Origin of the sequence: Erwinia sp. QL-Z3, from assembly GCF_004551645.1 — a bacterium.
GTDB lineage: Bacteria > Pseudomonadota > Gammaproteobacteria > Enterobacterales > Enterobacteriaceae > Erwinia > Erwinia billingiae.
This window is the reverse complement of record NZ_CP037950.1, coordinates 1433414-1445461: the sequence shown is the minus strand read 5'-3', so window position 1 is coordinate 1445461 and position 12048 is coordinate 1433414. Positions and strand designations below refer to the sequence as shown.

At 53.1% G+C, this 12048-nt stretch carries 12 protein-coding genes; all 12 read left to right on the top strand.

What is annotated here, in order from left to right; all coding sequences use genetic code 11:
• The first annotated feature begins 7 nt into the window (after positions 1-7).
• The 12 genes from rsmG to glmS all read left to right on the top strand — a co-directional run bounded on the left by rsmG (position 8) and on the right by glmS (position 11968).
• Complete coding sequence (gene rsmG, locus E2F51_RS07300; protein ID WP_013204594.1) at positions 8-628, top strand: 16S rRNA (guanine(527)-N(7))-methyltransferase RsmG; 621 nt, start codon at positions 8-10, stop codon at positions 626-628.
• Between the two features lie 842 nt (positions 629-1470).
• A complete protein-coding gene (gene atpI, locus E2F51_RS07295) occupies positions 1471-1851 on the top strand; it encodes a F0F1 ATP synthase subunit I (RefSeq protein WP_013204593.1) in 381 nt (126 codons plus the stop codon).
• 8 nt (positions 1852-1859) lie between these two features.
• The gene (gene atpB / locus E2F51_RS07290; protein WP_013204592.1) at positions 1860-2675 is read left to right on the top strand and encodes a F0F1 ATP synthase subunit A; all 816 of its coding nucleotides are present in this window, start codon (positions 1860-1862) and stop codon (positions 2673-2675) included.
• A 50-nt stretch (positions 2676-2725) separates the two neighbouring features.
• On the top strand, positions 2726-2965 hold the full coding sequence (atpE, locus tag E2F51_RS07285; protein ID WP_003849523.1) for a F0F1 ATP synthase subunit C: 240 nt from the start codon (positions 2726-2728) through the stop codon (positions 2963-2965).
• A 103-nt stretch (positions 2966-3068) separates the two neighbouring features.
• A complete protein-coding gene (gene atpF / locus E2F51_RS07280) occupies positions 3069-3539 on the top strand; it encodes a F0F1 ATP synthase subunit B (RefSeq protein WP_013204591.1) in 471 nt (156 codons plus the stop codon).
• A gap of 14 nt (positions 3540-3553) precedes the next feature.
• The gene (gene atpH / locus E2F51_RS07275) at positions 3554-4087 is read left to right on the top strand and encodes a F0F1 ATP synthase subunit delta (RefSeq protein WP_134823119.1); all 534 of its coding nucleotides are present in this window, start codon (positions 3554-3556) and stop codon (positions 4085-4087) included.
• A gap of 14 nt (positions 4088-4101) precedes the next feature.
• Positions 4102-5643 (top strand): F0F1 ATP synthase subunit alpha, encoded by a 1542-nt coding sequence (atpA, locus tag E2F51_RS07270; RefSeq protein ID WP_013204589.1) that lies wholly within the window; start codon positions 4102-4104, stop codon positions 5641-5643.
• Between the two features lie 54 nt (positions 5644-5697).
• Positions 5698-6567 carry a F0F1 ATP synthase subunit gamma gene (gene atpG, locus E2F51_RS07265; protein ID WP_105760544.1) on the top strand — a complete coding sequence of 290 codons (870 nt, stop codon included), beginning with the start codon at positions 5698-5700 and terminating at the stop codon, positions 6565-6567.
• Positions 6568-6628: 61 nt separating this feature from the next.
• The gene (atpD, locus tag E2F51_RS07260; protein ID WP_013204587.1) at positions 6629-8011 is read left to right on the top strand and encodes a F0F1 ATP synthase subunit beta; all 1383 of its coding nucleotides are present in this window, start codon (positions 6629-6631) and stop codon (positions 8009-8011) included.
• A 24-nt stretch (positions 8012-8035) separates the two neighbouring features.
• Positions 8036-8455 (top strand): F0F1 ATP synthase subunit epsilon, encoded by a 420-nt coding sequence (locus E2F51_RS07255; protein WP_013204586.1) that lies wholly within the window; start codon positions 8036-8038, stop codon positions 8453-8455.
• A 124-nt stretch (positions 8456-8579) separates the two neighbouring features.
• A complete protein-coding gene (gene glmU / locus E2F51_RS07250; protein ID WP_013204585.1) occupies positions 8580-9950 on the top strand; it encodes a bifunctional UDP-N-acetylglucosamine diphosphorylase/glucosamine-1-phosphate N-acetyltransferase GlmU in 1371 nt (456 codons plus the stop codon).
• 185 nt (positions 9951-10135) lie between these two features.
• The gene (gene glmS, locus E2F51_RS07245) at positions 10136-11968 is read left to right on the top strand and encodes a glutamine--fructose-6-phosphate transaminase (isomerizing) (RefSeq protein ID WP_013204584.1); all 1833 of its coding nucleotides are present in this window, start codon (positions 10136-10138) and stop codon (positions 11966-11968) included.
• The last annotated feature ends 80 nt before the right edge of the window (positions 11969-12048 follow it).

The window sequence follows — 12048 nt, the reverse complement described above, 5'->3', positions numbered from 1 at the left end:
CCTCATTGTGATTAATAAACTCACTTCGCTGCTTAAAGCCGCTACTATTTCTCTGTCCGATCAGCAAAAAAACCAGCTGGTGGGCTATGTTGAAATGCTGCACAAGTGGAATAAAGCCTACAATCTGACGTCAGTGCGTGACCCTGAGCAGATGCTGATCCGCCATATCATGGACAGCATTGTGGTTGAGCCGCACCTGCAGGGCAGCCGCTTTATTGATGTCGGCACCGGTCCCGGCCTGCCAGGCGTACCCTTAGCGATTGTCCGGCCTGACGCGCATTTCACCCTGCTGGACAGCTTAGGCAAGCGCATACGCTTCCTGAAGCAGGTTCAGCATGAGCTGAAGCTGGTGAACATAGAGCCAGTGCAGAGTAGGGTAGAGGACTTTCCTGCGGAGCCACCGTTTGATGGCGTGATTAGCCGGGCCTTTGCTTCACTGAACGATATGCTCAACTGGTGCCACCATTTGCCAGGCGAAAAAGGCCAGTTTTATGCCCTGAAAGGCGTCGTTCCTGACGATGAACTGGCGACATTACCGGCGGGATTTGCTGTTGATCGGGTGGTGAAATTAGCGGTTCCGCAGTTGGAAGGTGAGCGTCATCTGATCGTGGTTAACGTGACGAAATAAGCAGCAGGCGCTGCTTTTTTATTCCGCACTAGCGGCGATATTTCGGCGTTTTTTACCCGGATTATCCGCCTGAAGCGGAATAGCCTTATTGTCTGTAAGTGCTTTATGTTACTGGATTTTAGTTAAGTGCAGTGACTATCCTGCCAGGTGACGACACCTGGCGTGCCAGACCGGCTAAGGTGTTGTCTGAAAATGCATCAGTTGAACGATCGCATTCACACTTTTTTCCGCTGCCAGGTTGTTTCGACAAGGTTAAAAGCACAGGCTGAAATTATCCGACACGATTGGCAACATTTAACCTTATTTTCACATTCCATTATCATTAACATCACCTTTTGCCACCATTATCGTCTGGTCAGTCGTCACGCAGGAAAATATATCCCCTTTATAAATCGACGTAAGTAATGGCTTATGGGGCGAGAATTAGTTGCTACGAATGTCAATAAGGGCTTTTAATCGACAATAATTGCCATATTTAAATTATTATTAGGTAACTTATTGAATTGTATTGGGTGTTTTAATTTAAATTTCATTCTAATGAGACTAATCCTGCACAGAACTTAAGCATTAAGTTACCGAAGTGTGATCACACGCACGCTTTATGAGCAAGGTTTGTCGGCTATTGCAGTAAATTTCACTTGGTTTGCTGTTCTTTACAATTTTGAAAAACAGGCCTGTGGAAAGAAATTTAAATAATTGTTCACCTTTTCGCTACTTATCCATTGAAATCGCAGGGGCGCACCGTATAATTTGCTCGTTTTTTGCTGCTTGACTCAAAAGAGCAAAGGCAGTTTTATACGACACGCGACATACCCCGGATGGGGCAGGAGAGTTTCAGCGTCATGTCAGTGTCCCTTTACAGAGTAAAATTTGCCCGAACCGTGCTGATGCTTCAGCTGGTGACTTTCGTCGTAATCGGCGCGCTGTTTGCCCTGAAAGATCTGGCGTGGGGCTTGTCCGCCCTCGCGGGTGGACTGGCAGCCTGGCTGCCAAACATTGTGTTTATGATTTTTGCCTGGCGTCATCAGGCAGGAGACCCAGTGAAAGGGCGCATCGCCTGGACTTTTTTACTGGGTGAGGTGCTGAAGGTCCTGGCCACCATTCTCCTGCTGGTGTTGGCGCTGGCAGTATTTGGGGCGGCGTTTACACCGCTCGGACTGGCCTGGTTATCGGTGCTGATTGTGCAAATCGTCGCACCGGCTGTAATTAACAACAAAGGGTAAGAGGCATCATGGCTGCAGGAGAAATCTCTACGCCGCAGGAATACATAGGTCATCACCTGAAGAACCTTCAGCTTGATCTGCGTACCTTCGAGCTAGTGAATCCACACGACGCACCGTCGTTCTGGGTACTAAATATCGACTCCATGTTTTTCTCTGTGGTGCTCGGACTGGTGTTTCTGGTGCTGTTTCGTTCAGTTGCGAAATCAGCCACCAGCGGCGTACCGGGTAAAATGCAGGCCGCGATCGAGTTGGTAATTGGTTTTGTCGACGACAACGTCCGCGACATGTATCACGGTAAAAGCAAATTAATCGCACCGCTGGCCCTGACGATTTTCGTCTGGGTGTTCCTGATGAACTTCATGGACCTGCTGCCTATAGACTTCCTGCCGTATATCGGTGAGCACGTCTTAGGTTTGCCAGCGTTGCGTGTGGTGCCTTCTGCAGACGTGAACATCACGCTGTCTATGGCACTTGGCGTATTTGTTTTGATTCTGTTCTACAGCATCAAGATGAAAGGCATTGGCGGCTTTACGAAAGAGCTGACACTGCAACCCTTCAATCACCCGATTTTCATTCCGATCAACCTGATTCTGGAAGGTGTGAGCCTGCTGTCCAAACCGGTATCTCTGGGTCTGCGACTGTTCGGAAACATGTATGCGGGTGAATTGATTTTTATCCTGATTGCCGGTCTGTTGCCGTGGTGGTCACAGTGGATCCTGAATGTGCCTTGGGCCATTTTCCACATCCTGATCATTTCGTTGCAGGCTTTCATTTTCATGGTCTTAACGATTGTCTATCTGTCGATGGCATCTGAAGAACATTGATTTTTTACTTAACACTACTGCGTTTTAACTGAAACAAACTGGAGACTGTCATGGAAAACCTGAATATGGATCTGCTGTACATGGCTGCCGCTGTGATGATGGGCTTAGCGGCAATCGGTGCTGCAATCGGTATCGGCATCCTCGGAGGCAAATTCCTGGAAGGCGCTGCGCGTCAACCGGATCTTATCCCTCTGCTGCGTACGCAGTTCTTTGTTGTAATGGGTCTGGTGGATGCAATCCCAATGATCGCTGTTGGTCTGGGTCTGTACGTGATGTTTGCTGTCGCGTAATAACCGATAGTTCATCGCCGGGTGTTATGTCTGGTGATGAACGGATTCTTCCGGTTGGCTTGCCAGCCGGAGAAAAAGTTAACTTAACAAGAGGCATTGTGCTGTGAACATTAACGCAACAATCCTCGGCCAGGCTATCGCGTTCATCCTGTTTGTCCTGTTCTGCATGAAGTACGTATGGCCGCCTTTAATGGCCGCTATCGAAAAGCGCCAGAAAGAAGTTGCCGAAGGCCTTGCTTCCGCTGAACGTGCCAAAAAAGATTTGGATCTCGCGCAGGCTAATGCGACCGATCAGCTGAAGAAAGCGAAAGAAGAAGCTCAGGTAATCATCGAACAAGCTAACAAGCGCCGTTCGCAGATCCTGGACGAAGTCAAAGCTGAGGCTGAGCAGGAACGTAACAAGATCGTCACCCAGGCGCAGGCTGAAATTGATGCTGAGCGTAAACGTGCACGTGAAGAGTTGCGGAAGCAAGTCGCGATGCTGGCAATTGCCGGCGCCGAGAAAATCATTGAACGTTCCGTTGATGAAGCTGCTAACAGCGACATCGTTGATAAACTGGTCGCTGAACTGTAAGGAGGAAGGGGCTGATGTCTGAATTTACTACTGTAGCTCGCCCCTACGCCAAAGCAGCTTTTGACTTTGCTGTTGAGCATCAAAGTGTCGATCGCTGGCAGCAGATGCTGGCGTTCGCTACCGAGGTAGCCAGCAATGAACAGGTAGCAGAACTTCTTTCCGGCGCTGTTGCGCCGGAAGCGTTGTCTGCACAGTTCATCGCTATCTGTGGTGATCAACTGGATGAAGCCGGTCAGAACCTTGTTAAGGTCATGGCTGAAAACAAACGTTTACCAGCGCTTCCCGATGTACTGGCTCAGTTTATCCAACTACGTGCCGAACATGATGCGACCGCGGACGTTGAGGTAATCTCATCCACTACACTGAGTTACGAACAGCTGACCAAAATCAGCGCCGCTATGGAAAAACGTCTGTCACGCAAAGTTAAGCTGAATTGCAAAATCGATAAATCTGTATTGGCAGGCGTAATCATCCGAGCGGGTGATATGGTCATTGACGGCAGCGTACGCGGCCGTCTCGAGCGTCTTACAGACGTCTTGCAGTCTTAAGGGGACTGGAGCATATGCAACTGAATTCCACCGAAATCAGCGAACTGATCAAGCAGCGCATTGCTCAGTTCAATGTAGTGAGCGAAGCTCACAATGAAGGCACTATTGTATCCGTCAGTGACGGCATCATCCGCGTAAACGGCCTGGCCGATGTTATGCAGGGTGAGATGATCGCACTGCCGGGCAACCGTTACGCAATCGCACTGAACCTGGAGCGCGACTCCGTTGGTGCAGTCGTGATGGGCCCATACGCTGACCTTGCCGAAGGCATGAAAGTTAAGTGTACTGGCCGTATTCTTGAAGTACCGGTTGGTCGTGGCCTGCTAGGCCGCGTGGTGAACACCCTGGGTGCACCAATCGACGGTAAAGGCGCAATCGACAACGATGGCTTCTCGCCAATCGAAGTGATTGCACCAGGCGTTATCGATCGTCAGTCCGTTGACCAGCCTGTACAGACTGGCTACAAGTCAGTCGATGCGATGATCCCAATCGGCCGTGGCCAGCGTGAGCTGATCATCGGTGACCGTCAGACCGGTAAAACCGCGATGGCGATCGATGCGATCATCAACCAGCGTGATTCCGGCATCAAGTGTGTGTACGTCGCTATCGGTCAGAAAGCGTCGACTATCGCTAACGTGGTTCGCAAACTGGAAGAACACAACGCACTGGCTAACACCATCGTTGTTGTGGCTACCGCATCTGAGTCTGCTGCTCTGCAGTACCTGGCTCCGTATGCAGGTTGCGCCATGGGCGAATACTTCCGTGACCGCGGTGAAGATGCACTGATCGTGTACGATGACCTGTCTAAACAGGCTGTTGCTTACCGTCAGGTTTCCCTGCTGCTGCGCCGTCCGCCAGGTCGTGAAGCTTTCCCTGGTGACGTGTTCTATCTCCACTCCCGTCTGCTGGAGCGTGCTTCTCGCGTTAACGCTGAGTACGTTGAAGCGTTTACCAAAGGCGAAGTGAAGGGTAAAACCGGTTCACTGACTGCACTGCCAATCATCGAAACTCAGGCTGGCGACGTTTCTGCGTTCGTTCCGACCAACGTAATCTCGATTACTGATGGTCAGATCTTCCTGGAAACTAACCTGTTTAACTCCGGTATTCGTCCGGCAGTTAACCCGGGTATTTCGGTATCCCGTGTGGGTGGTGCTGCTCAGACCAAGATCATCAAGAAACTGTCCGGTGGTATTCGTACCGCGCTGGCACAGTATCGTGAACTGGCAGCGTTCTCTCAGTTCGCTTCCGATCTGGACGAAGCGACCCGTAAGCAGCTGAGCCACGGTCAGAAAGTGACCGAGCTCCTGAAACAGAAACAGTATGCGCCGATGTCCGTAGCGCAGCAGGGTCTGGTGCTGTTTGCGGCCGAGCGTGGCTTCCTGAATGACGTCGAACTGGCGAAAATCGGTAGCTTCGAAGCGGCGCTGCTGGCTTTTGCGGATCGCGATCACGCTGAGCTGATGGCTGAAATCAACCAGTCTGGTAACTATAACGGCGAAATCGAAGAGAAGCTGAAAGGCCTCCTCGAAACGTTTAAGAAAACCCAGTCCTGGTAATGTCTGGCGGCTTGTCTCTTAGGGGGCAAGCCGCAAGGCTTTGAGGAGAAGCTTATGGCCGGCGCAAAAGAGATACGTAGTAAGATCGGAAGCGTCCAGAACACGCAGAAGATCACCAAAGCGATGGAAATGGTCGCTGCCTCTAAAATGCGTAAATCGCAAGAACGCATGGCGGCCAGCCGTCCTTATGCAGAGACCATGCGCAAAGTGATTGGTCACATTGCGTTAGGGAATCTGGAGTACAAACACCCTTACCTGGACGAGCGTGACGTTAAGCGCGTTGGTTATCTGGTCGTGTCTACCGACCGCGGGCTTTGTGGTGGTTTGAACATTAACCTGTTCAAACGCGTGCTGGCAGATATGAAAAGCTGGTCTGATAAAGGCGTTGAGAGCGATCTCGCGATTATCGGATCGAAAGGCCTTTCATTCTTCAGCTCTGTCGGTGGCAACGTTGTTGCCCAGGTGACCGGCATGGGAGATAAACCTTCCCTGTCCGATCTGATTGGCCCAGTGAAAGTGATGCTGCAAGCCTATGACGAAGGTCGTCTCGACAAGCTGTTTGTCGTCAGCAACAAATTTATCAACACCATGTCCCAGTCTCCACAAATCGTTCAGTTGCTGCCGTTACCGCCAGCAGACGAGAGCGAAGGCGTGGTGAAGAAGAGTACCTGGGATTATCTGTATGAGCCGGATCCGAAAGCGCTGCTGGACACATTACTGCGTCGCTACGTCGAGTCTCAGGTTTACCAGGGTGTTGTAGAGAACCTGGCCAGCGAGCAGGCCGCACGTATGGTGGCGATGAAAGCTGCTACCGACAACGGCGGAAACCTGATCAAAGAGCTGCAGTTGGTATACAACAAAGCTCGTCAGGCCAGCATCACCCAGGAACTTACCGAGATTGTCGGTGGGGCCTCCGCGGTTTAACCAGGTATACCCTGCCAGCTGTTAGCGGCGGGGTATAAACGAATTAGGTAGAGGATTCAAGATGGCTACTGGAAAGATTGTCCAGGTAATCGGCGCCGTAGTGGACGTCGAGTTCCCTCAGGACGCAGTACCACAAGTGTACAGCGCCCTTGAGGTTAAAAATGGTGATGCTCGTCTGGTGCTGGAAGTCCAGCAGCAGCTGGGTGGTGGCGTCGTTCGTACCATCGCCATGGGTTCTTCCGACGGCCTGAAGCGCGGTCTGGAAACGGTTGACCTTGAGCACCCGATTGAAGTGCCAGTGGGCGTTGCCACACTGGGCCGTATCATGAACGTGCTGGGTGAGCCGATCGATATGAAAGGCGACATCGGCGAAGAAGAGCGTTGGGCGATTCACCGCGCGGCACCTTCTTACGAAGATCAGTCAAACTCGCAAGAGCTGCTGGAAACCGGTATCAAAGTTATCGACCTGATGTGTCCGTTTGCTAAAGGCGGTAAAGTCGGTCTGTTCGGTGGTGCGGGTGTAGGTAAAACAGTAAACATGATGGAGCTGATCCGTAACATTGCGGCTGAGCACTCAGGTTTCTCTGTATTTGCCGGTGTGGGCGAGCGTACCCGTGAAGGGAACGACTTCTACCACGAAATGACCGACTCAAACGTTATCGATAAAGTATCACTGGTCTATGGCCAGATGAACGAGCCACCAGGAAACCGCCTGCGCGTAGCGCTGACCGGTCTGACCATGGCTGAGAAGTTCCGTGACGAAGGTCGTGACGTACTGCTGTTCATCGATAACATCTACCGTTACACCCTGGCCGGTACTGAAGTATCAGCACTGCTGGGTCGTATGCCTTCTGCGGTAGGTTATCAGCCAACGCTGGCTGAAGAGATGGGTGTCTTGCAGGAGCGTATTACCTCCACCAAGACCGGTTCAATCACCTCCGTACAGGCCGTTTACGTTCCTGCGGATGACTTGACTGACCCATCACCAGCCACCACCTTTGCTCACTTAGATGCAACCGTGGTACTGAGCCGTCAGATCGCTTCTCTGGGTATCTACCCAGCGGTTGACCCACTGGATTCTACCAGCCGTCAGCTGGATCCACTGGTTGTTGGCCAGGAGCACTACGACACTGCACGTGGCGTTCAGTCCCTGCTGCAGCGTTATCAGGAACTGAAAGACATCATCGCCATCCTCGGTATGGACGAACTGTCTGAAGAAGACAAACTGGTGGTAGCACGCTCTCGTAAGATGCAGCGTTTCCTGTCCCAGCCATTCTTCGTGGCAGAAGTCTTCACCGGTTCTCCAGGCAAATATGTGTCTCTGAAAGATACCATCCGTGGCTTTAAAGGCATCATGGAAGGTGAATTCGACCATATGCCAGAGCAGGCTTTCTACATGGTTGGTTCCATCGAAGAAGCTGTAGAAAAGGCGAAGAAACTGTAATAACGGTTTCTGTGGAGGTTAATTATGGCTATGACTTTTCACCTGGACGTTGTCAGCGCAGAACAGCAAATGTTCTCCGGTCTGGTACAAAGCATCCAGGTATCAGGAACGGAAGGTGAGCTGGGTATTCGCCCAAATCACGCTCCTCTCCTGACCGCCATTAAACCTGGTATGGTTCACATCGTTAAACAGCAGGGCGAAGAAGAGTATATTTATCTCTCCGGCGGCGTGTTGGAAGTGCAGCCTGGCGCGGTTACCGTGCTGGCTGACACCGCGATCCGTGGTACCGACCTCGATGAGGCCCGTGCAATGGAAGCAAAACGCAAAGCCGAGGAGCACATGAACAGCTCCCACGGTGATGTGGACTTTGCAACCGCGTCGGCTGAACTGGCTAAAGCGATCGCCAAACTGCGCGTGATCGAGTTGACCAAAAGAGCGATGTAACTCAGGTTTAATCTGCAGAATGCCAGTCAGGAAACTGACTGGCATTTTTTTTGCCGAGAAAAATGTAGTATTTTCACCGTTAAACCGTTTTACTTCCGTTCAATAACTGAATTTCAGGATGTCTATGTCTACCAGCGCAATGAGCGTGGTGATCCTTGCCGCCGGCAAGGGAACCCGCATGTACTCCGACTTGCCGAAAGTGCTGCACCGCCTGGCGGGAAAGCCGATGGTGCAACATGTCATTGATGCCGCTACCCAGCTTGGCGCTGACAAGGTTCACCTGGTCTATGGCCACGGTGGCGATCTGTTGCAATCCACCTTAACGGACCCGGCGCTGAACTGGGTATTGCAGGCAGAACAGAAAGGAACCGGCCACGCGATGCAGCAGGCTGCACCTTACTTTGCCGACGATGAAGACATTCTGATGCTGTATGGCGACGTGCCGCTGATCTCGGTTGAGACGCTGCAACGTTTGCAAAGCGTGAAGCCAGAAGGCGGCATCGCGCTGCTGACGGTCATTCTGGATAATCCAACCGGTTACGGGCGCATCATTCGTGAGAACGGCTCGGTAGTCGGCATTATCGAACAGAAAGATGCCTCACCGGAGCAACTGGCGATCGCCGAAATCAATACCGGTATTCTGTTGGCTAACGGTGCCGATCTGAAACGCTGGCTGAGCAAGCTGACCAACAACAATGCTCAGGGCGAATACTATATTACCGACATCATAGCGCTCGCCCATCAGGAAGGCCGCGCGACTCAGGCGGTTCACCCGACCCGCTCGACAGAGACCGAAGGGGTGAATAATCGCCTGCAGCTGGCGACGCTTGAGCGTGTGTACCAGGCTGAACAGGCTGAGAAGCTGTTGCTGGCTGGCGTGATGTTGAAAGATCCGGCCCGTTTCGATCTGCGTGGTGAGTTGACCCACGGCCGGGACGTGGAGATCGACACCAATGTGATCATTGAAGGTCAGGTTAAGCTTGGCAATCGGGTCAAAATTGGCAGCGGCTGTATCCTGAAAAACTGCGTGATTGGTGATGACTGTGAAATCAGTCCTTACAGCGTGGTGGATGACGCCGAGCTGGCCGCTGCCTGCACCATTGGGCCGTTTGCGCGCCTGCGTCCAGGCTCGCAGCTGGCGGAAGGCGCCCACGTTGGCAACTTCGTCGAAATGAAAAAAGCCTCGTTAGGCAAAGGCTCGAAAGCCGGTCACCTGAGCTACCTTGGCGATGCGAAGATCGGCGCCAATGTGAACATCGGCGCGGGCACCATCACCTGCAACTACGACGGCGTGAACAAATCGCTGACGGTGATTGGCGATGATGTGTTTGTCGGCTCGGATACGCAGCTGGTGGCACCGGTCAATGTTGCGGCGGGTGCCACCATCGCTGCGGGCACCACGGTGATGACAGACGTTGCCGCCGCAGGCCTGGTGTATAACCGCAAAGACCAGAATCTGAAAACAGACTGGCAGCGCCCGGCGAAGAAGAAGTAAGCACTAACAGGGTAACCCAGGTTACCCCCAAATTATTCTGAGGAGGGAACCATCCCTCCCGCAAAAGCAGTCATAAATATAATCCCCACTCTCTACAAAGGCTCGGGGAACCGGCGCAATCCGGACTCATCAGGTCAGAAGACAAAGTTAATGACCGTTACGGTCATGACCTCAGGAATAACATTATGTGTGGAATTGTTGGTGCAGTAGCCCAGCGTGATATCGCTGAAATCCTGCTTGAAGGCTTACGTCGTCTCGAATACCGCGGCTACGACTCTGCCGGTGTGGCAGTGGTTACCGCAGAAGGCCAGGTCACGCGCCTGCGCCGTGTCGGTAAAGTGGCCATGCTGGCCGAAGCGGCTGAAACCACGCCATTGCTGGGTGGAACAGGCATAGCGCATACCCGTTGGGCAACCCACGGCGAGCCTTCCGAGGCGAATGCGCATCCCCATATCTCTGAACACATCATCATCGTTCACAACGGCATCATTGAAAACCATGAGCCACTGCGCGAACTGCTGATCGAGCGTGGCTACCGCTTTGCCTCCGAGACCGATACGGAAGTGGTTGCTCACCTGGTTCACTGGGAGCAGCAGCAACAGGGCGGTTCACTGCGTGAAGTGGTACAGCGCGTGATCCCCCAGCTGCGCGGTGCCTATGGCATGGTGATCATGGACAGCCGCGATCCGTCGCTGCTGGTGGCCGCCCGTTCCGGCAGCCCGCTGGTGATTGGCCGTGGCGTGGGCGAAAACTTTATCGCTTCCGATCAGCTGGCATTGCTGCCGGTCACCCGTCGCTTCGTTTACCTTGAGGAAGGCGATATTGCGGTGATCACCCGTCGCGATGTCACCATTGTCGATCGTCAGGGCGAGCAGGTCACCCGCGCCGAAATCGAATCTAACGTGCAGTACGATGCCGGCGATAAAGGCCAGTTCCGCCACTACATGCAGAAAGAGATTTACGAGCAGCCGATGGCGATCAAAAACACCCTGAGCGGGCGTTTCAGTCACGGTGAAGTGGACCTCTCTGAGCTGGGACCGCAGGCCAACGAACTGCTGAAGCAGGTTGAGCATATCCAGATTGTCGCCTGTGGCACCTCCTACAACTCCGGCATGGTGTCGCGCTACTGGTTCGAAGCGCTGGCCAACGTGCCGTGTGACGTTGAGATTGCCTCTGAATTCCGCTACCGCAAATCCGCCGTGCGTAAAAACAGCCTGCTGATCACCCTGTCCCAGTCGGGTGAAACGGCGGACACGCTGGCTGCGCTGCGTCTGTCGAAAGAGCTCGGGTATCTGGGATCGCTGGCGGTGTGTAACGTGGCCGGTTCTTCGCTGGTGCGTGAATCCGATCTGGCGCTAATGACCAAAGCGGGCACCGAAATCGGCGTGGCGTCGACCAAGGCCTTCACCACGCAGCTGACGGTATTGCTGATGCTGGTGGCGAAAGTGGGTCGCCTGAAAGGCATGGATCCGCAGATTGAGCATGACATCGTGCATGGCCTGCAGGCGCTGCCAGCCCGCATCGAGCAGATGCTGTCGCAGGACAAGCTGATTGAGACGCTGGCGGAAGACTTCTCTGACAAGCATCATGCGCTGTTCCTTGGCCGTGGCGATCAGTATCCGATCGCCATGGAAGGGGCGCTGAAGCTGAAAGAGATCTCCTATATTCATGCGGAAGCCTATGCGGCCGGCGAACTGAAGCACGGTCCCCTGGCGCTGATTGATGCCGATATGCCGGTGATTGTGGTCGCGCCGAATAACGAGCTGCTGGAAAAACTGAAGTCGAACATCGAAGAAGTGCGCGCGCGCGGCGGTCTGCTGTACGTGTTTGCCGATCAGGATGCCGGTTTCAGCAACTCCGAAGGGATGCGCATCATCCCGTTGCCGCACGTTGAAGATATCATTGCACCTATCTTCTACACCGTGCCGTTGCAGATGCTGTCGTACCACGTGGCGCTGATTAAGGGCACCGACGTCGACCAGCCGCGTAACCTGGCGAAGTCAGTTACGGTGGAATAACCGCTTTCGTCGGAGACTCTCCGCAAAAATAAAACCCCGGTTCTGCTGTTGAAGGCACAACCGGGGTTTTTTTATGGCTT